Annotated in this window: 17 protein-coding genes and 2 pseudogenes; 7 read left to right on the forward strand and 12 right to left on the reverse strand. The window is 37.4% G+C overall.

The annotated features are described in order from the left end of the window. Window positions 1–506: 506 nt before the first annotated feature. Window positions 507–1,418, reverse strand: coding sequence for a hypothetical protein (locus HWQ41_RS00265; RefSeq protein WP_292758643.1), 912 nt, complete (start codon window positions 1,416–1,418; stop codon window positions 507–509). Window positions 1,419–2,127: 709 nt separating this feature from the next. Between HWQ41_RS00265 and HWQ41_RS00270 the strand changes: the two genes are divergently transcribed. Genes HWQ41_RS00270 through HWQ41_RS00280 form a run of 3 tightly spaced genes read left to right on the forward strand, consistent with a single transcriptional unit; the run spans window position 2,128 to window position 4,440 of the window. Then, entirely contained in the window at window positions 2,128–3,042 is a 915-nt protein-coding gene (locus tag HWQ41_RS00270) for a hypothetical protein (RefSeq protein ID WP_292758646.1), read from the forward strand. A 20-nt stretch (window positions 3,043–3,062) separates the two neighbouring features. Continuing rightward, the gene (locus HWQ41_RS00275) at window positions 3,063–4,274 is read left to right on the forward strand and encodes a macrolide family glycosyltransferase (RefSeq protein WP_292758648.1); all 1,212 of its coding nucleotides are present in this window, start codon (window positions 3,063–3,065) and stop codon (window positions 4,272–4,274) included. A 1-nt stretch (window position 4,275) separates the two neighbouring features. Further along, window positions 4,276–4,440: a DUF5989 family protein gene (locus HWQ41_RS00280; RefSeq protein WP_292758651.1), complete on the forward strand. Its 165-nt coding sequence runs from the start codon at window positions 4,276–4,278 to the stop codon at window positions 4,438–4,440. An 84-nt stretch (window positions 4,441–4,524) separates the two neighbouring features. On the opposite strand, the gene HWQ41_RS00285 is transcribed toward HWQ41_RS00280, so the two are convergent. The 4 genes from HWQ41_RS00285 to HWQ41_RS00300 form a co-directional block, all read right to left on the reverse strand. After that, on the reverse strand, window positions 4,525–5,286 hold the full coding sequence (locus tag HWQ41_RS00285; RefSeq protein WP_292758654.1) for a methyltransferase: 762 nt from the start codon (window positions 5,284–5,286) through the stop codon (window positions 4,525–4,527). A gap of 126 nt (window positions 5,287–5,412) precedes the next feature. Then, window positions 5,413–7,632, reverse strand: a complete 2,220-nt coding sequence (locus HWQ41_RS00290; protein ID WP_292758657.1) for an SxtJ family membrane protein — start codon at window positions 7,630–7,632, stop codon at window positions 5,413–5,415. 47 nt (window positions 7,633–7,679) lie between these two features. Then, window positions 7,680–9,056 (reverse strand): Rieske 2Fe-2S domain-containing protein, encoded by a 1,377-nt coding sequence (locus HWQ41_RS00295; RefSeq protein WP_292758660.1) that lies wholly within the window; start codon window positions 9,054–9,056, stop codon window positions 7,680–7,682. A 101-nt stretch (window positions 9,057–9,157) separates the two neighbouring features. Further along, window positions 9,158–9,958: a phytanoyl-CoA dioxygenase family protein gene (locus HWQ41_RS00300; protein ID WP_292758664.1), complete on the reverse strand. Its 801-nt coding sequence runs from the start codon at window positions 9,956–9,958 to the stop codon at window positions 9,158–9,160. A gap of 410 nt (window positions 9,959–10,368) precedes the next feature. Here HWQ41_RS00300 and HWQ41_RS00305 point away from each other — a divergent pair, with 410 nt between their 5' ends. Together HWQ41_RS00305 and gntT are read left to right on the forward strand one after the other, a co-directional pair. Next, window positions 10,369–10,578 carry a hypothetical protein gene (locus tag HWQ41_RS00305; RefSeq protein WP_292758665.1) on the forward strand — a complete coding sequence of 70 codons (210 nt, stop codon included), beginning with the start codon at window positions 10,369–10,371 and terminating at the stop codon, window positions 10,576–10,578. Window positions 10,579–10,892: 314 nt separating this feature from the next. Next, a complete protein-coding gene (gene gntT, locus HWQ41_RS00310) occupies window positions 10,893–12,245 on the forward strand; it encodes a guanitoxin biosynthesis MATE family efflux transporter GntT (RefSeq protein ID WP_292758668.1) in 1,353 nt (450 codons plus the stop codon). Between the two features lie 36 nt (window positions 12,246–12,281). On the opposite strand, the gene HWQ41_RS00315 is transcribed toward gntT, so the two are convergent. From HWQ41_RS00315 to HWQ41_RS00325, 3 genes and pseudogenes are all read right to left on the reverse strand, one after another. Then, on the reverse strand, window positions 12,282–13,442 hold the full coding sequence (locus HWQ41_RS00315) for a hypothetical protein (RefSeq protein ID WP_292758671.1): 1,161 nt from the start codon (window positions 13,440–13,442) through the stop codon (window positions 12,282–12,284). A gap of 159 nt (window positions 13,443–13,601) precedes the next feature. Next, entirely contained in the window at window positions 13,602–14,678 is a 1,077-nt protein-coding gene (locus HWQ41_RS00320) for a radical SAM/SPASM domain-containing protein (RefSeq protein WP_292758674.1), read from the reverse strand. A gap of 517 nt (window positions 14,679–15,195) precedes the next feature. Beyond that, a pseudogene (locus HWQ41_RS00325) lies at window positions 15,196–15,681 on the reverse strand (IS982 family transposase); the annotation flags it as partial. 256 nt (window positions 15,682–15,937) lie between these two features. Between HWQ41_RS00325 and HWQ41_RS00330 the strand changes: the two are divergent. Then, window positions 15,938–16,851: pseudogene (locus tag HWQ41_RS00330) on the forward strand (IS982 family transposase). Window positions 16,852–17,164: 313 nt separating this feature from the next. On the opposite strand, the gene HWQ41_RS00335 reads toward HWQ41_RS00330, so the two are convergent. Both HWQ41_RS00335 and HWQ41_RS00340 read right to left on the reverse strand, forming a co-directional pair. Next, window positions 17,165–18,277, reverse strand: coding sequence for a HAMP domain-containing sensor histidine kinase (locus tag HWQ41_RS00335; protein WP_292758677.1), 1,113 nt, complete (start codon window positions 18,275–18,277; stop codon window positions 17,165–17,167). A gap of 450 nt (window positions 18,278–18,727) precedes the next feature. Beyond that, the gene (locus HWQ41_RS00340; protein ID WP_292758680.1) at window positions 18,728–18,889 is read right to left on the reverse strand and encodes a pentapeptide repeat-containing protein; all 162 of its coding nucleotides are present in this window, start codon (window positions 18,887–18,889) and stop codon (window positions 18,728–18,730) included. 357 nt (window positions 18,890–19,246) lie between these two features. On the opposite strand from HWQ41_RS00340, the gene HWQ41_RS00345 reads away from it, so the two are divergent. Next, on the forward strand, window positions 19,247–19,603 hold the full coding sequence (locus tag HWQ41_RS00345; protein WP_292758682.1) for a hypothetical protein: 357 nt from the start codon (window positions 19,247–19,249) through the stop codon (window positions 19,601–19,603). A gap of 347 nt (window positions 19,604–19,950) precedes the next feature. On the opposite strand, the gene HWQ41_RS00350 is transcribed toward HWQ41_RS00345, so the two are convergent. Then, window positions 19,951–20,574, reverse strand: a complete 624-nt coding sequence (locus HWQ41_RS00350) for a hypothetical protein (protein ID WP_366931619.1) — start codon at window positions 20,572–20,574, stop codon at window positions 19,951–19,953. A 525-nt stretch (window positions 20,575–21,099) separates the two neighbouring features. Further along, window positions 21,100–21,283, reverse strand: a 184-nt coding sequence (locus HWQ41_RS00355; protein WP_292758686.1) for a hypothetical protein, incomplete at its 5' end; no start/stop codon positions are given.

Genomic DNA, 21,283 nt, shown 5'->3' on the forward strand with positions numbered 1-21,283 from the left:
CATTTTTATTAGCTGTATATTTTATTTTCTGGAAGTCCCTTAGCAGAGCAAACCGAAGCTACTTACGATCGCATCATGGATATCAATGTTAAAGGGGTATGGTTGAATGGCACTAAGAAAAGCTCTAAGCTATACGGAATAAGGGCTACAGCTTTGAAAGCTATTGAACAGTGGAGGAGGGTCAGGCGGTCGTCCTTGATGCTGACTTTTCACGGGATGTGGAAAGTCAGATAAATGCATAGTATCTATATTGATTGCTGCTTTGCCGATCCGGTGTTGTACATAGGGATCGTGTCCTTTTTCCTGCTTTTTGATGTATGCTAAAGCATAGTCATAGGCTCCCTCAGCAGACCCTAGAAAAGCAGCACCATACTGAGGCGTAAACCGGGTCTGCCACTCCTCAAGGATGTACTGTCCTGGATAACCAATTAGGTTTTCTTTAGGGATGAAAGTCTGCTGAAAGCGAACAACGATTGTAGAGATTTTGATATGACCTGAATCCTTACCTATAGTTTAATACTTTGAGAAATAAAATCAATATAAGGAGATTTCTGTGCCATACCAATTCCTATGTGCATCCCATGTACCCCTTGGTTCATAATTGAATTTATCTGCCAATTAAGATTTTTTGCAATCCTTGTGTTACAGCCAAAGCCTATTTCTGTAAAACTCAAGTTACGTTCTAAGCCATAATCCATGTCTAGTAAAATGGAAGTCTCATCTCTACCATCTAAGACTAGCCGCATGATACTATTATCTTCTATATTAATATATTTTTCTTGGCTAGACGCTACTTTTTCAAGTAGATATGTCAAAAAGTCTTGGTTACGCTCTCTAACTTGTAGATTTGCACAAGCATAGATTATTCCATCAAAAAAGTAAGTACCATCTACTGAAAAGCTTGATTTATTACTTTGAATATTGACTATTCCGCTTTCTAATATTTCCGAAATTGAGTAAAACCATCCCGGTTCTAGCTCATCTGCTGTATTTATAACTTCTAAATTTTCCGATAAGAAACACTTTAGCTTACTTCCTCTGTCATCAAATAAATATAATTCATTTTCTACCTCAGCAATTTGCTCATAAGCTTTAGCTCTCAATTCTAATGCTTGTGTGATATTGCAAGAAAGAAGTTGTTCAAATGAATAAGCAATTACTTGGGGATTGGTATCGTATCTCACTGCTAGTAGATGGATGAGGCTACTTTCCGATGTATGGGATATCTGTATAAGGCGATCGTGATAATAGTAATCTGAAATTACAACAAATACTGTTTGTTTAGTAGCAAAGTCATAATCATCAAAAAAAATTGTTTTATATCCCTGCTCTCGAAAGTAAGAAGCAATTTGTTCGCTGTCAACAAGGATAGGAATTTTATGATTAAGTAAAGCTTGATAAAAATTTATAATATGCATTTTTAAAATAACAATAATTCATGGAGTCTCAAGTACCTATTAAACCTTAGTTTATCATCTCTCAGACCATTTAAGTTGCTTACCCACACGGTGCTGATTTTCATGCAACTAAATGGGGGAGAGTGAAAGGTTACGTCAAAGTTGGGTTAAATTCATGGATTCTAGTTTGGCATTAGTCGAGGAATTAATGAAATTAAATCGCCATAAGCTAGAGTACAATTGAGGGTATTCGGGCTAGGTCGCTTATTTTATCTACTTTTTAGCTTTCATGTCGCCCCCTCAGGCATCGACTACAAAATTTTCTAATGATCGCCCTCTTGGAAAAAGTTTGCGATCTACTAAGTTTAGTACGTTTTGTCCACCAGTAGAGAAATATTAAAAATTGAAAACTATACCTTGTGAAATCACGCCTATTTTGATACATTTCTGCAAATAGGACTTACAACTTACGTAAATCCTGAAGTTCAATAGTTAAGGAGTCATTACAATGGACAGCAAGAAAACACAGGACAGCAAGAAAACAGAAAAACGGAAACTTGAACAAGTTAACAAAGAAACCCGTAGCAAATTGGGCAATATTTACTGGTAATAATTGTCTGAACAACAGGTAATACCGTACTGGTTTACAGGTTGTTAAAGTAATCTGAGAATTTGGACAACAATTTTAATAATTGTTGTCCCAAACTTTGTCATAATACATTAAATTAGTATGCAGATAATTGATTTTTATCAAGCTTTAATTGAACGGCAGATTCCCATTATTGTCGATAGTCATCAAATTGACACATACTCAAAAGAGCAAGGATACAAAACTATTTTTTTTGATGATTATGACTTTAAGAGTCAACAGGCAGCTTTTTTAATTTTTTCGGATTACAACTATTATTACAAACTTAAACAACTGTGGCATGATTCCCAAAGTATTATAGTACATTTGCCAGCAGTTAAATTTGATGGTAGTTTAGCTGTCATCCAATATTCATTTAACCAGTTGATGTCAAGTGATATTGAACAAGCATTAGCAATCAGAGACATTTTATACGATAAAATAGCTGACACAGAAACTGAGTTAAGCTTATCAGACCTCAGAGGAAGTAAATTAAACTGCCAACTGACTGATAATATAGAAATAGCTAATGCCGATCTAGAACTTGAGCCAGGATGGTTTTACTCTGTGGCAGAATTTTGGGAAAGTTCTGTTGTCAATACAAAAGCAAATAAATCAAGTTTCTCGGTAGATGGAATTTTTTATTTCGATGGCATCTTATCGCAGACTACAACCAAAGAAACAAAAGAAAATAACTGGAAACCTTTAAAATATTTGACAGATAAGGTCGTAAATAGTCAAGAAAAATATCTGCGAATAGAAGATAATGCCATAACTCAGCTAATAATAGATGGCAAAAATGAAAATTCAGTGTTATTAGATATGAGTTACAACTTAGAGAGAGGACTGAGTTTAACAGAAATAGCTTTTGGTGTTAATAAAAAGATTAGAGAAACAGTTGATTGGTCAATCAATTCAGTCGTTAACGAAGGTATATATGGAACACACGTAGGGATAGGTATGGCACAAAAAGCTCCCCACATTGACTTCATTTCCCAAGCTTTAGAACTAGCTTAATTCCGGCAAAACTTACTATTATGGTCGATGTTGCTTTTTTCGATTTACCTAGTTATACCCGTATTGATACTACTCTAGGGTTAATTCAGGAATTAGCTCGGCGGGGAGAAGAGGTAGACTATTATTATTTTGCGGAATTTAAAGAAAAAATTGAGTTAGCAGGTGCTAGATTTCAAGGACTTCCCAGTATGAAACCAGCATCTGGAGATGTAACCCTACAATTACGCTTGATAGAATACTGCTTGGATGCTGTACCAATTTTATTAGCAAAACTGGAACGCGATCGCCCGAAGTTAGTGATTTTTCATGCTAAATGTTTGTGGGCTGCTATCCCTGCTGACTTACTGAATATTCCTACTGTTTGCTTCCATACGAATTTTCTATTACCGCCTCGCTTTTTACCACCATTACCATTACTGTTAGCAGCCTATCCCCTGAACGATATTACTAAACATCTGCAAAGGTTCTACCGACACAGAAAACTTTGGCAGCAATTAACTCAAAAATATGCGATGAAACGCATCAATAAAGCAGATGTGTTTAAGTTGCAACCAAATTCCATGAATCTGCGGGGAGATTTAAATATCGTCTATACATCGGCAGATTTTCAGATACAACGTTCAGAGTTTGATGATAGTTATATTTTTACAGGGCCTTGTTATAGTGAGAGAGTAGTTGATCCTGGTTTTCCCTTACAACAAATTGAGAAAAAATCAATTATTTATATTTCTCTAGGCTCGGTCACAATTTATAATTTTAAAACTTCTTTTTATCAGCAATGTTTACAAGCTTTTGAAGATAGTGAGTATACTGTAATAATGTCGGTAGGCAAATCTGTAGATATCACTACATTGGGAAAGATTCCATCTAACTTTATTATCAGTAATTATGTACCCCAAATGCAAGTCCTTCAATACGCTAAGGTATTTATCACTCATGGAGGAACGAATAGTGTTTGGGAGGGACTAATTAACAAAGTTCCACTGATTGTATTTCCCCAAGGAGGAGATCAATATTTAGTTGCCCATCGTGTAGAAGAATTAGGTGCAGGAGTATGGGTAAAACAGAAAAATATTGCACCGAAGAAATTGCGATCGCTGGCGGAAGAGGTAATGCAAAATGCACAAATTCGCACTAATGTCGAGATATTAGGTAATTCTTTAATAAATGCAGGTGGTACCCAGAAGGCAGTGGATAAAATTTTAGAATTTAAATATAGGAGTAGCAGTTAGTATGTTTGAAACTACTAAAGATTTTTTGAAAGATTTGTGGGGATTTGTTCAGCAGCGTCAAAACTATCTGCTAGTTCCTTTAATTCTCACTCTTTTACTGGTAAGTGCTTTAATTGGCTTTGCACAATCATCAGCGATCGCACCCTTTATTTACACTTTATTTTGATAAATAAGACTTGATATCTTGATAAAGCTGGTTGGCAATTCTCTGATTGCCATTAGCGAATACATGAACAAAATCTATATGTAATTACCAACTCGCTCTGTGTTCTGGATCGAATAGAACTGTCCCTTTAAGATAAGGGAACATAGAAGGGGTGGGTAGTCGGTCTTTGTTTTTCGCGAAAGCATACCAAGTTTGTCTTGGACGATACCAAGGTATTTTAGTTGCCACTAGATCTGCATCTTGTGCTATTTGCATAATTGTTGACGGACGGAATGGGACAGCTTTAGGATATTCCCAAACATCACCTTCAGTGTCAGACTCTCCTTCTAGAAAAGTTGCAAGGATAATACCATCGGGATTTAAATATTTACTAAAGTTTTTGAGACCAGTGTTCAATAAATTAATACCAGTGTGAGTAAAAATAGACTGTGCGAGAATGAAGTCGAAAGAAGTATCAAACTCATCTAAGGAAAATTTATTATTATAACTGAAAAATGGTTTCTTAATACGGATGATATCCTGCCCAATCTGATACTTAATTGCATCTTCAATCAACCATTTGTTTGGTTCAACTCCGCAATAACAACCTTCGTTAAGATAGATTAAAAAAAAGCGTCCTGCACGAAGTGAACCACAACCAAAATCCAATAATTTATGTGTAGCTCGAAGTCCCAATGTACAAAATAGACGAAATTGGGATGCTCCCATAAAATCATACTCTCCTGATGGTCCTACATAACCTGTGTAATCGGGTTCTTCATTAAAACCAAAATATTTAAAATCTTCCATATTACTTTCTATTTCTGACTGAAATAAAACTATGTTGAGATTTAGTATATCATGCATTGGGAGATACCTTCTACGCTCTCTGGCGCTCTAAGTTACTGCAAAAATTGAGAATAAAAATAAACAGCAGGGTCAGGGTAATATTTATGGTAATTATGGGCGTATTAATTTTCATTCAGGTTCAATCTAGAAAGGATTTATCATATGTTCAATTATTTTGTTTTGATTTGGTATAGCATAGCTTTCCTTATCGCTCTCAAATTTTCGCATCATTGGATCTCGATTGAGCAAACGCATGATGACACCAATAGGCGTTAGTAAAAAATAAAAGACAAAACCAAGAATTAGGCGCGTGTTGAGCCAGCCAAACGTCGAAGCAACTGCTTTTACAAGTTGCTGAATTGGTTGGAGAAGCTTTGGTATCAGCACTGCCAACGACCATAATATACTAGCAACTATCCAAGGTAATAACGGCAAACTCTCACCTCTGATGAGCGGACAAATTAAACCTAATGGTATAGCAATTCCTACTCCAGTAAGTAAGCCAAATTTACGTAATTCTTGGGTTTCATTATTAGCTAGTTCTTTTTTGTCTAAATTATCTCGAATTACCAGCGGTTGTTCTGATTTAGTTAATAAGAAATTTTCCAATACTAAATAATCCATCTCTGTTCGCATAAAGCATCTGTAAGCATCTACTGGAGTACAGACAATCGGTTCTCCGCGCACATTAAAGGAGGTATTGACCAAAAGACCACAACCTGTTTTTTGTTCAAAATAACTAATTAATTGAAAGTAACGGTGATTAGTTTCTTCATGCACAGTTTGAACCCGCGCCGAGTAATCAACATGAGTAATGGCGGGAATAGTTGAACGACGGATTTTCAGTTTTTCTATACCAAATAGTTGCTGTTGTTCAAGTGTCAGAGGTAGGCGCAGATGCTCTTTGACATCTGCGACTAACAACATATAAGGACTCGAATGTGTTAAATCAAAATAATCGGAAACTCGTGCTTGTAAAACAGAAGGAGCAAAGGGACGGAAAGATTCACGATATTTAATTTTCAAGTTCATTATCGACTGCATAGACGAGCTACGGGGATCGCCAATAATCGAACGATTACCCAAAGCTCGTGGTCCAAATTCCATGCGACCTTGAAACCATCCCACTACATTTTCTTGGGCGAGAATTTCCGCTACACTAGTCATTAATTCATGGTCGTCTAAGTACTGATACTTAGCTCCAATCTGGTCAAGATAACTGCAAATTTCTGTTTTTGTAAATTTGGGGCCGAGATAACAACCATACATTTTGTCCTTACCATGATTATTTCGCGGCTGGTTTTGGTATTGATGCCAAACTGCTAAAGCTGCTCCCACTGCACCGCCAGCATCTCCGGCGGCTGGTTGAATCCAGATGTCTTGGAAAGGACTTTCTCGTAACAACCTACCATTGGCCACACAGTTGAGTGCTACACCACCAGCTAGACACAAGTAATCTTCTTTTAACTCTTGATGTACCTTTTTCGCTAACCGTAACACTACTTCTTCGGTAACTTTCTGGATAGAAGCTGCAATATCCATTTCTCGTTGCGTTAACAGGCTTTCTGGTTGACGCGGTGGACTACCAAATAGCTGATGAAATTTATCGTTAGTCATGGTTAGTCCAACGGTGTAGTTGAAATAATGCATATTTAGCCGGAATGTACCATCTGGTTTGAGATCCAACAGATGTTCGAGAATCAAGTCTGCATATTTGGGAGAGCCGTAGGAAGCTAATCCCATGAGTTTGTACTCTCCAGAGTTAACTTTAAAGCCTGTGTAGTATGTAAAGGCTGAGTAAAGCATACCCAGAGAATGGGGAAAATTAATTTCCCATTGGGGAATCAGTTCATTTTCCTTTCCTAACCAAACAGAAGAACTAGCCCATTCGCCAACTGCATCTAGGCAAATTACAGCTGCACGTTGAAAGGGACTAGGAAAAAAGGCTGAAGCTGCGTGAGCTTGATGGTGTTCGGTGAAGAGTAGGGGAGGAAGTTTTTTGCTGTCGCCTTTACCTAGTTGAGCTAGCTCGGTTTTCAGCACTGACTTGAGGTATAGCTTTTCTTTGAGCCATACAGGGATAGCAGCAAAAAACGACCTTAAACCTTGAGGAGCGTAGGCTAAATAAGTTTCTAATAAACGCTCAAAGGTAATAAAAGGTTTTTCGTAAAATGCTACATAGTCCAAATCTTCAACTGTTATCAAAGCTTCTTGCAGACAGTAGGCGATCGCCTCTCTAGGAAATCTTGCATCATGCTTTTGCCTTGAGAAACGTTCTTCTTGGGCAGCTGCAATTATTTCCCCATCTATGATTAACGCGGCTGCACTGTCATGATAGTAAGCAGAAATTCCAAGTATTTTCATACTTTAATACGTATATTACATGGGTGAAAAGAAACTGATCAACTCGCTTAATTATATTTTTTCCTTTTTTCTGTTGTTATATAATCACGAATCACATCACGTTCAAATTGTGTTTTGAATTTGTGAGCTACAACTGCCAGGATTAAAGATAAGCAAAATAAGCCCACCACAAAAAAGCGTGTTTGATAATTTTCCATCAGCATAGCTACAGCAGCGAAAGCGATCGCTGCTACAACAAAGCTTTGTTTTAATCGATTACTTATTTGATGAGCTAGATTGCAAGAACTACAAATTTGAGTGTGACGGGTTAAGCGATTTCCTATTTCCATTGGTTGTCTAGCAACATCAACATTTAGCTTGGCTGTTTCATATCCCTGATAAAATGGCAAATCACTGCCGTATTTATCTAACCATTTGCGATACTCAACTACCAACAAATCAGAAGTTTTTAATGGTAAAAATAGCTCTTTCATCTCCTTGCCTAAACTTTCTATTTGCATTTGCTGTTCTCGAATTAATTCTAAATCTTCCTCTAAAATTCGGTTACGTTCAAAATGATCGAACCATCGAGGCTTTATCTTCTTTTTCCAAGATAAGGCGCTGTGATAATTCCTCAATAGAATTCTGCACTTTCCTCTACCTAGTGGCATAGAATACAAGTCGGCTCCTCCAACTAAACCTTGTTCTTTCCAAACTGCATATTTAACTAAATTGGGAGCAATAAATTCCAGATGTATCCATGAATCCTGCGTTTTTTGATTCCGATATCTTCCTCTAATTCCTTGAATGGAAATATCAATTACTTCCATTTCTAAGGGTTGTGCATTTTCTCGCTTAAATCTTTTATTATTATGATTAATAGGAATATGAGCCGGGTCAATAACATTTTCTATAAAATATGATTGGTCATAGGGAAGGTTTAATAAATAATCCAGTTTGATAAATTTAGGATCGTCTAATTCTGTTAATATCGGCAGCAATTTTTCATCAGCTTCCTCTGGATTTCCTGGCCACAACCACACAATACCTTGTTTTTCCACGACAGTAAAAGACTTCACACAGGCATTATGCGGTATTGTAGCTCCTGCTAATAATTGAGGAATATATAGGCATTTTCCATTAGCACCAAACTGCCAACCATGATACAAACATTCAAGTTTACCATCAATGACCTGTCCTTGAGAAAGTTTAGCTGTTCGATGAGGACAGATGTCTTTTAAACAGGCAAATTTACCACTGGCATCTTTAAATAATACTAGGGGTTGATCGTAGAGAGAAAATCCGTAAGGACGATGCTGAGGTAAATCTTGTACAAAAATGATGGGATACCAACAATTTTGCCAATTAAATTTTTCCGAATTTTCTAGTTTCGGCAAATAAGAATTTAATATTTCTGTCTTTGAGCAATCAGGATATATATTCATAAAATTAATAACTTGTTAATACAAAAACTTACACTTTTTTCAATCATCAGCGTAAGTAAATTGCCGTAAAAATCAACTGGAATTCTCAAAAGTTTAATTTTTTAGCCAGCCAATAGGGAATTGGCTGACTCTGGATCGAGGACTGTCAAGGGAGTGCGATCGGGATTTGATAAAAATGCAGATCTTTCTTTGTGAGGAAGGGCGCTTTGTTCTACGCTGCTGTAGGTAATCACCAAGTTCCGCCTGTTATAAGGAGAAATGTTACCTACAGAACCATGCCATGTATCATAGTGTACAAATAAAATTGAACCTGCTTGTCCCTTGGGTGCTACGATTCCTCCCATATCTACAAAGGAAGCAATCCGTTCTTTAGCTGTTGTCAATAAGTAGTCTTTTGTCAAAGAGGGAGTCGTCGCCACTTGCTGTTCAAGAGCTATCAGACCTTGTTTGTGAGAACCGTTTATATAATAAACAGGCCCATTGAACTCATTAACTTCATCCAAAAAAAATATGACATTTCCTCCCTTGGGAGAGTAAATTTCTTCATAATATTGAGCAAATGCAGAGTCTTGATGCCACTCCCACATTCCACCAATGAACGCTGACTTCATCACAATCTTACTGCGAAAAACATACAACTCTGGAGCAAAAAGTTGTTGTGCAGGCTCCAACAAACGCGGGTGTCGCACTAAATCGTTGAATAGTTTATTCTGAAGATGGACTCCGTAGAGAGTTCGCAAGGTTTCCTTATCTTCTTCCCAAACCCGACCAACTGCTTCATCGGCAATTAACCCAAAAATTTCAGCACGGAGCGCCGAAACTTCAGTTTGAGAAAAATATTCTGGAATCAACAAAAAACCTTGATTTTCGTAATCTTGTATTTGCTTTTGGGTTAATTTCATTCTTGCTTTTTCCACCAAAATTTATCGTATAGTAACTTTGCTCGCAACTATTTTTCATCATAATTCATGAGTTGAAAAATATTAACTTTTCAGTTTTTGTTGACATACTGACTATTTTATGCATGGGAGACATAGGTCATCTTAGTAGGTAGGCACGATAAAACCAACATATGTTTAGTTTTGTAAATACGCTGGAATCAGGAATTTGTAAGGTATGTCTCGAATTTACATTTCTTTGCATACTTATAAATTTTCTCGCCTACTTACTTATTAAATCTATATAATAAGTAAAGTGAAAATAAAAATTAGTAAAAGCTCAACATTACAACGCAATATAGAGGAGTTATATGGTAATATACATTGGATTTATCCCAAGAAAGAAATTTAAAATTAAAGACTAGGGTGGAAAAGTGACGATTTCAATATATGACTTGTACAGTCATCTTCGGACAAGAAATAACCAAAAATTCACTCAAATCGTAACAGAAAGTTTGAAGCCCAGAAACCCAGATATTCTCTACGACATATTTGGTCAACTTGGTGTTAATCAAAACCACACTATTTTAGATATTGGTTGCCGATACAGGGTAAGCGCATCTCAAACCCTATTGACACGGTAGTTTTGGGGTTCACCCAAAGCACAAATAAGTTCAAAATTACTACATGAGCCAAGGGGTGGGATTGACATTTTAGTCTTTATGTGGTTAAAAGACATAAAAAGCTATTTGACCCATGTTTTTTCAATCATTTACGACAATTCGTCCGATTTTGAATGAAAAATTGATATTCAGATGGAGTATCAAGCTTTTTGTCTGTATCAAGAGCTACAAAATTAGATGCGCTTACCCTGGGACATTAGCTCATCTTTAAGATGATGCGCTTTAGACAATTTAAAAAACAATAGTTTGAATATATTAGATATGGTACAGTTAGCATGAATTTTAGCTTTTCTGATAAATATGACTTCTTGCCTCGCTTTTATAAACTGGCATTGACGAACATTGTTTGTAGTATTGTTGTGCCTTTGTCAGGTTTAATAGACTTAGCTTTTCTAGGACATTTACCTGACATCCGTTACTTAGCAGGAGTTTCCTTAGCAACAATTATCTTTAGCTATTTATACAAAGTTTTGAATTTCTTACGCTCCTCTAGCAATGGGATGACAGCACAAGCTGTGGGAGCAGACAATCAAGAAAGCATACTATTAGTTTTACTACGAAATGGTCTAATTGCTTTCGGTATCGGTACACTCATCCTGATTCTTCAATACCCTTTACAACAACTAGGGTTTACCTTCTTAGTAGGTGCAACACAGGTAAAAGATGCAGGTCTTGACTATTTCCAGGCTCGTATTTGGGGAGCGCCTGCGGTTTTACTCAACTTTGTCTTAGTCGGTTGGTTTTTTGGACGAGAAATGAATGGCTTCGTGGTGCTATTGTCTGTAATAGAAAGCCTAACTAATGTAGTTCTGGACTATCTATTTATTATTCGTTGGGGTTGGGGAAGTACGGGTGCTGGCTTGACTACAGCAATGAGTCAGTATTTGGCATTATTAGTAGGTTTGGTTATAGTGTGTTTTCATATTGACTGGTCATTAATATCAACAGTAAGCCAAAAAGTTTTAGATTGGTCAGCCATCAAAGCTATTTTTAAGCTAAATGGAAACATGTTAATTAAGAGTTTGGCTGTAATTTCTACTTTCTCTATTTTCACTGAATTGAGTTCTGCGATGGGAACAGATACGCTAGCTCAAAATAGTGTACTGATTCAGGCGGCATTTTTCAATATGTTTATTGTTCAAGGCGTAGGATATGCTATTCAAAGCTTAACTGGAAACTTTAAAGGTCAGGGAGCTTCGGATCAGTTAAAACCTCTGATTACAATTGGTATGATAACCAGCATATTCCTTTCAGTTCCTGTTGCTATTTTATATATTATCTTTCCAGAAAATATATTTGGGCTGTTAACTAACCATACTGAGATTACTGAAAATATCGTTAATTATTTATTCTGGTTATTACCTTGTCAGGGATTTTGTGCAATTAGTCTCATACTAGAAGGGTACTTTATTGGATTAACTGAAGGGGAAATTTTACGTAACTCTGCCGTAGTTTCCTTGGGACTAGGTTTTGTACCTATAGCTATAGCTGCGTGGTATTTTCACAGCAACCATTTGTTGTGGCTGGCTTTCGTTTTATCTCAAATAGTAAGTGTAATAGTATTTGGAGTAAGGTTAGTAGAAGATTTTGGGAATGATTCTGCATCTCCTACCAGCGTTGGAAATTAAAACCACCATCTTTTGTAGTGGCTATAGAAGTTGATTCTACTCCTTGAAACTTACATTAGTTACATATTGTGTTAAATCTACACCTTTTTCTTGGATCAATGTGTCCAAAATTAACTGACTTGCTAACTTATGACCAGCAACATTCCAATGATCGTCAATATCAAAATACAGCTTTTCTTCCTCACTATGCTGTCGAAATACTTTGGTTAAATCAACACAATTAACATTTTTTGATTTTGCTAGTTGACATAACCTATTATAACCAATTTCTTCAGTTTCAACATACTTAACCTCATGAGGAGATATCTCAGCATAATCTTTGATATAAGTTGATTCTTTAGAAGGTATTAAAAATATAAATAGCTTAACTTGATTTAATTGTGTCAAGTCAATAATCCGAGTAAGAGCTTCTTCAACTTGGAGATGAGCGTCAGAAGTTAGATAATTTATATCTAGCCCAAACTCTGGTTTAAGTAGTTTGCGATCGCTTAATAAAAACAAACCATTTTTAATCTTTGTTAATCCCGCAAACAATGAATTTTTATCCGGTTTTGGTTTACGGTTAAAAATAAATTGATATAAAAATGTCTTTTTGTACCAAGGTAATGACTGATGCTTACTCCAACCGTATATTTCATAATAATCTTTCATCTTTGAGAGTGGTTTCAGTCTATTTAAGTCATTAGCATATACACATAAAACAGCAGTTTTAGGTTTAAACTTAGTTACCCAATCCTGAAATAAAATTTCATACTGTTCAAATCCATAAGCAGGTACTCCTAAAGCAATTACAGGTTGCTTGATTTCTGATTCTATGATCCCATAAAATGTTTTATCTCTATTGACCCATAAACCCCATACGAAAGAGTCCCCAATAAAGTATAAGTTAGATTGAGAGTAATCTCTGCCAAGATTGCGAAATCCATAATTATCTGTGTTGATAACTTTTTCGATTCCAGGTTCTCCATTCCAAAGATTTTCAAAATTTCTCAGATTCGGGCTTACTTTTAAGCCAAGCTGAGGATCTGGGCGCAAAAATTCATAATAAAATTTATGTCTAGCTTTGAAGTTTTGAGGAACGACAACACCAGTAAAAACAGCAAAAGTTTCTATTATTAATAATCCCATAACGATTCCAATAAATATTAATAATAGTCTTTGTACACCAGACTTTAATTTTAGCATCAATTCAGCCATCCCTATTTAAGAAGAGTGTAGAAACTATGCATTTACAAAAATTTATATATAAGGCTTTGGGGACTCAGTATCAGTATAGTAAGTCAAAATACTTATTATTTGTACATATAAAAAAATCAGTTTTTCGGATACAAATTCTAATTTTCATAGCCCCTTAAGTTAATCATCATTCCAGTTTAATGCAGATTTGTATGTTCGACTTTTCAGACTATTGTAAACGCTAATATAACAGGTACATCGCTTACAGACATCAGGAAAGTCGCCACGCTCTTGACGTTCAATAATTTCTTCAATGCCTTGACCTGTCCATACTTCTGAAAGATTTGATTCTTTTAAATCCCCCACAATCAACTCAGCCTCGACATCACGGCTAGCACAGGCATTAACCTTTCCGTTTGCAAGGATGACTGGCTTGGTAAAGAGAAATTCGCACGCACCGCGTTTGTATGGCATATCAAGCGGCACTAGTCCGATTTTTTCTAGGTCTTCAGGTTTTATTTTTCCTGCCCAAGAGTCGTAGCCACCATCAGTGAAGTGAATTCCCAGCAACCCGTCGCGCTCATAAGTGCGAAATTCTTCCCAAAGAGCGCCTTTACAATTTGACAACGGACAACGTACTCCTATGTAAAACCCAATGGACGAATTAGCAATGCGCTTTTTATCAATGAACGTTTTGATGTTTTGGCAAACAAGGTCAAATCGGTCAACTCCCATATTTGTCTTATAGGTATCCCGGTCGAATCCACCCCATGAAACGTGAACTGATAGCTTATCTCCATAAGTAAGAAGCTTTTCGCTTACTTCTGGAGTCATTAAAATAGCATTTGTAAAAAAGTAGAAACTTTCTATCTGTGGAAGCGAATACAGGTAGTCAAGCCTATCGAAAAGGTAACGATCTACAAAAGGGTCTCCGACAATGGGTGTAAGTGAGATATGCTTTCCGCCCATTGAAATGTATTGATCAATATATTCTTGAAAGTCCGGCATTGGCATTACTTGCTTTGCTCTTTCCATCTGCGGATACGCACAAAAGTTACATTTAGCATTGCAGATGTTCGTGCCTTCAATATGGAGACATCTTGGGATACGGCGAAGTTTTTTCAATCGTTCACGGATTGCGTTCCGTTTAAATCGAAAATTATACTCAACTAATACGGTACCAAGCCAGTAATTTACCCAGGTGATTAGTCTTTGAGGCATAACAAATCCCACATTGAATTTTTGATTGTGAAGCATTTTCAACATTTATTTACAGGAAATTTTATCGAACAGAATTCAGGAGTCAGGAGTCAGAATTCAGAATGAATTCTGTACGACTGGCGGATGAATAATCGGGTTTAAGACCCCCACTAAATTGAAAATTTAGTGGTCTTCAATCAGTTGCGGGTCTGAATCCCCGACTGATTGATTCTGACTCCTGAATTCTGACTTCTGAATTCTTCTTCAAAAAAAAACATTACAACAGCCTTTAATGATAGCATCTGCGAGAAGTTAAAATAAGTTGACTTACTCAACTCTTAAACTTTGGACAAAAAGAAGCTTGTTCGCGAATAACTTGACTTTTTGACGCACCCACCCCTTCTATCCAACTTGTTTCTCAAACTGGCAGACACTCTTAAAATAAAAAAGTCTCATACTGGGAGACGGTCAAAAAATCTTTAAGAAACCTGAGTTCGACGTAAGAAAAGGCCTGAAAGACAGGTAGAAATGGAGTTTTATAAATGAGGATTAGATAATAGTGAGCGCCAGAGGTTCACGAGGAAAGAAATTTACAACTGAAATGTGAATTTAAATCTTCTGTCGTTAAATTTAATGATGGTTTTTTATCTTGATATGTATAAGCAATTAAACCAGCCATAACATTAACCATGAAATTCCCAACACTGCGGTGACGAGTGTGTTGAATTTGAGAAATATTTTTTAATTGATCATTGACCGTTTCTATGAGAGAACGCTTTATCAATAAAATTTTATCGAGTAAAGGTATTAAAAGATTTTTCATGTTTTTTTTAATAGTTGTAATAAGTTGAAGATTTTGCTGAAAAAGAAGTTCAAATAATTGATGAGAAATATACCCTCGGTCTCCAAATAGTTTTCCAAACAAATTTTTGGTCATTTCTGGTACAGGTTTGCGGTCATCAACATTGGCAGGGGTGATCATAAAAGATAGAATTTCCCCAAATTCATTAATGATTAAATGTAATTTAAAGCCAAAGTACCATCCTAAAGAGCTTTTACCCCCTAGCTATCTAATTGGTATTTCAGAGCTTGAGACTCAAGCACAGTAAGAAATTCCTGATGTTGATTAACTAAATCTTGTATGACGCTAATTGACGTGAGTTCGATGGATAGAAAAGCCCAAAAAGGTTGCTAGATATGAATTTGCTCAACTGTGCAGGTCATAAGGCGATCGCTAAGATTAATTGAGAATGAGCAAAAAAGGCACAAAAAAACGCCGAGACTAAAAATATCTAAGAAAAATAAGGGTCTCGGCTATGTCTACCATTGTATCTCGGCTCGATATCGTACAAATATTCTGTGACGTAGATGATTTTTGTAACCAGTGGGAGAATTTGTGGCAACAAGTACCACAGTTACCATCTACAAAGGGAGAGCGCCGCAGCAAATCAAGAATGCATTTATCAGAGGTGATGACAATTGCGATCGCATTTCATGGCAGTGGATATAAGACTTTCAAGGAGTTCTACACCCTGCATGTCCTACCGAGTTGGCATGAAGCATTTCCCAATTTAGTCAGCTACACTCGGTTTGTGGAACTGATGCCCTGGTGCAAAATGGCTGTTATGTTGCTTTTTACATACACGCACAGGAGAAGTTACTGGGATTAGCTTTATCGATTCTACTCCAATTAATGTTTGTCATAACTGTAGGGCACATTCTCACTCTTGTGTTTAAAGGATTAGTCAAATGGGGGAAAAATTCAGTGGGCTGGCATTTTGGATTTAAACTGCATTTGATTATTAATGATTGTGGAGAATTACTAGCATTTTCACTAACTCCTGCAAATGTAGATGACCGAAAACCAGTCCCAGATATGACTAAGGACTTAGTTGGTAAACTTTTTGGTGACAGAGGATATATCTCTCAAAAATTATTTGAGGAGTTATATGAGCGAGGGTTGCAGTTAGTCAGAAAATCTAAGAAGAAAATGAAAAATCGTTTGGTAAAACTGATTGATAAGATTTTGCTACGCAAACGTGCTGTCATTGAGTCGGTCAATGACCATCTAAAAAATATATGTCAAATCGAACACTCTCGTCATCGTAGTCCATTTAACTTTTTGGTTAATTTGATAGCTGGTTTAGCTGCTTATACCTATTTGCCTAAAAAACCATCGATTGATATTTACCCAAAAGATTTGCCTGCACTACCTCCTGCTATTTTTTAGTTCCGTCGAACTCACGTTCTGTTAGCGGATAGCTAAGGTTTAGCCCATTCTGACTCCTGACTCCTGAATTCTGTTCGATAACATCTATAGCCTTGTTAAATAGTTGAGTCTTAACCTTAGTTCCCGTTATGCTTTGGAAATACTAACAACATATAGTTGATTTTTAGCAAGTCTAAACATTTTGGGAGTGGTAAATATGTAGTGATAATAGAGATTTAGTAACTAAAATTATTTCTTTTTAGCTTTGGATAAAAAGACTAGAAAAATAGTTGGAGTTTACATAAGTGAGAGCAGCGAAGATGGAGCTAGAGGATTATGTAGTGGGGAGAGGGGAGGAGGCTTTGGGTAAATCAATTGAGAAGACACATCCTTGATGGGGGATATCCCGAACTGAGAGTATACCTTTGTTTAACGATACGGCGCGTCGTGAGATTGTCAGCCCAATCCCCAATCCTGATTTATCTGTTCCCATCTGAGAAAAAGCCTTAAAAAGTTCTTCCGCCTCACCAGGGGGTAGTCCTCCACATTGATCCTCTATTTCAAGCAAAACACGTCCACCTACAGCCTTACCGCGTATCCATACAATCCCACCCTGCTTGGTGAACTTAATGGCATTTTGAACCAGATTCGATAAGGCAGATATTATTAGGTGACGATCTATTAAAATCTCCAATTCCGGTGCTACCTCAACACGCACCTCAATTGATTTCCCACTTGCTTCAAACCATGCAGTAGCCTCAACTTCACTGACTAGGTGAATAACTCGACATCTCTGATATTGTCCGGTTGATTCGTTCCGCAGTCGCACCTCAACAAGTGAACGATCAATAATGTCTCTCATGCGCCTATGGGCATTTTCAAGAATACGAGATGTACTTCCATTGGTTCCGACTTTCCCTGTGATTATAAGTTGAGAAGCTAAACTAGCGGAAGTCAACGCATTTCGCAACTCATGCGCTAGAAATCCAAGACGTAGAACCTCATCCCGCTCTGCATTCTCGCGCTGACCTCGATTAAACTCTGTAACCGCTTCAGCGATAGCAATATCGAGGCAGAAATTTAATCGATTGAATTCACGAGGGGATGCTGTTTCACTACTATTCTCCTGAATATACTGAGTGATAGCTTGACAAAGAGCGCCGTAGCCATGAACAACCTGAGAAATGCTGTAGCCAAGTTTTAACGATTCCTTTCCCCGGCGCTCTGCGGAGGCTTTGTGAACACTTTCTATAGAATTGTTATCTGGTTCCCTAGATTCATCTATATCAGCATCAGCACGTAATACCTCAATGAGTTCATCGTAGAACACAGGTAATCCTCTTTCCATTTCGTCGCTCGAACTCATGGAATCACCAAGACCCGTGATCTTTTTTGAACACAAGGCGAGAATTCCGTCACGTTCTGCTAAGAGAAATTCATGTAACATTATGGATGTTATTAATTTTAGACTTATTCTACATCAGGAGATCGGTAGAACAGCGATCGCACCCACCCCGATCCACCCCAGAACAATTTCCCATCTCCTCGCCAAGGCTAAGTATTTAACCCACATTACGCACGTCATTTTGTAGTATAAAAAGCAATGCAAAAATCTGGAAATAGTTACTGAATTATCCGAGTATAAATACTAAATCTCTATTATCACTATATATTTATCACTACCAACATTTTTTCGTTGTCTAGGCTGAATAATGCTACTGTTACAATACCAGATGTTGCTGAAGATAATGGTATTATGAACATCATTAAGATAGTGTTGATTACTGCCTGAACAAACGTTGGATAAACAACTTATTTGTCAGGCAGTAATTATCTATCATCGCAACCCCATTATTGCCTTGATGTATAAACTTAGGTTAAAAATCACTCAAGTCACTTAGTCGTGAACTGTTCCATCGGGCATTTTTGTTCCAGTTAATCCGACTCTCCGCATATTTGCCCCGTCCATATCTGCGCCAGTCAGGTCTGCCTTATCTAAATATGCCCCGTCCATATCTGCCCCAGCTAGCTTTGCCCCTTTCAAGTTAGCTGGCTTCAAGAACTAAATATTTTCTCTTCTTCTTTCTCCTAAAAAATCGTCAGGACAACAAAAGGAATTTCAGGACAGGGAATGGCGTAGGCGCAGCCCGCCGTAGGCATCGCTTTGTTGGTTAATTCCTCAAAGAGAGTTATATTTGCTAAATTAATCTGGCTACGTTTTGTGTGCGCCGTTAATCAACTTATACAATTCAACTATCAATCAAACTCTTGTAAATACTCGATTTCAAACGTCTGGTTGTTACACTCTTCACAAGAAGAGCAATTAGGAAACATCTGGAAATATTTTTGAGAACAGACTGTACATTCATCAAATGAATCTAGGCTTGAAAGTAAACATCTATATCAAACAACACTAATGTCACATACGTTGATTAATTTAACATTGCCAATAGTCATTCAAGAAATTGAGAATGTCTTAGATGAGTACCCTGAACATCCTTATCAATTAGCTTTTTCGATTCATGAGTTACGCCAAAAGTTAATTGCCCACATTCTAAGTCATGTCCCTAACCACTATGTAGTCGAAGGGGTACAGGAATTATCCAGCACCCCTAAAAGCCGCTACTCTTTCCCTCTACAGGAGCGGATACATATAGAAACAGTGGTTCACGGTAGTATTCTGCATATCCTGCGCGAAAACGCTGATTGGCTAAGTCGCCAAATCCTAACTGTGTCTCTTGTTGGGTCAATTCTGCTCCCTATTCTGATTTAATCACTTCATACTCTTGGGCAACAATACAGTAGAGAATATATTTTGCGCTAGGGTCAATATTTGCTTTTACGCTAGCGCAAAGTATGTACTGTTCTCTGCGTTTACTATGAGTAAAAATCCCACTAGATAAAAGGTTTCAGAATAAATTTTCTGTGCCGGAATTATCCTGAAGTGTACTAGTTTTTACGACAGCTCCTGATTAGGTCAAATAAAAAGCTCTTTTCCTGTAATATGACAGAGCGTTGTTTGGTTTGCTCATTTATGATTGACTACGAGATAAAACGTAAAGCTTTGAAGAACGTATAAGTTAACAGCTTTTACCACCCTTAGACCGTGGCGGAACATCATCAGCATAACGTGCTACTACAATTTTTCTTAACCCAAGCGGATTGCACTAGGCGTATCCTATCCACAACATCTTTCACTATGCGACCAGATGGAATCTTATTGCCAGCTTGCTCTACTGCCTGCTGCCATACATCCGCTTGCACAGCCGGTTCCAACTCGGCTTTCGCCAAAAACCGCAATTGTCGTTCGTTGGTCGGCATTGGAATTTGCCGACCATTGGTCGGCAAAAACTTTTGAAGATTTTCATAAACGACAGTCGCCGAAATCTTCAAGTACGCCGCATCACGACTAGAATTGAAGCGATGGCTGCGCCAACGCCAAGGGCGAACGCGGCAATACTCCTCAAAAGTCCGGTGCGTGGAACGGTACAGCCGTCTGTCCCTCAACTCCATCAGCGCCTGACCCGCTTCTAAAAACGCACGTTCTACACGGCGTTCCAAGTGTAAGCGTAAGCTTTGTTCTTCTTCAGTCAACTCTCTTATTTCAACAACCACAACCTCAATGGTTGCTAACGCTGGCTTATCTTGGGCGGAAATATTTTCGGGAGCAGAGTCAGTTGCTGGCTTTGGTTCACCAGATACCACAGGGATAACTTTCTTGCGTCTAGATGGTGGTTTGTTCATTATTCCACCTCCAGGCTGACAGCAGTTGAACAAATATTGAATTGTGTCATCATGGGATATATGTTTTTTATCTATCCCCCCAACAATACGAAGGATGGGGTTTTTCGTTGCTTTTTATATTTTGCAACCTTAAAGCACTACCAAATATAAAACTCATTAAAAAATCTCATAGACCAATTATCAAAAAAAAACACCACACCAGAGTCACCACAACAACAAAATACTGTTTGGGCGTATTCTTAGGAATACCCCCTTCAACACACGCGTAAAACAACGGCTAATGCTTGATTATTTGACAGAGAGTATTGGATTTGGGGTGACTATATAAATCTCATCTAGGTTGAAACCCGTAGTTTTTCCGTATCGGGTTTGAGATGAGTTGTAACCCACACTCGATATTGAGTTTTATTTAGAATGAAAGGGCTGATTTAAATTTTTTGAGCAAAGAAAAGAACCGATAAATAGGGTTTAGTAACATATCCTCCGTGAGCATTTAATATCTGTATAACGGGACTTAAACAAAAATTAAGCCCAAATAAAGCCCAAACTGGCTTTGTAAGCAGCAAATACATCACGGTTGAGGGTCAACCAATCGAAAAATCGATAAGACATAGCCGTTCTAAAGGCTTCTAAGGCTTCAGTAAAGGTGTTCAAATCTATGGGAAAGGGCGCAAATAAAAAACTCCCCTTATTCCGACTGGAGTTTATT

The sequence above is a fragment of the Nostoc sp. NOS(2021) genome (assembly GCF_017115025.1).
GTDB lineage: Bacteria > Cyanobacteriota > Cyanobacteriia > Cyanobacteriales > Nostocaceae > Nostoc.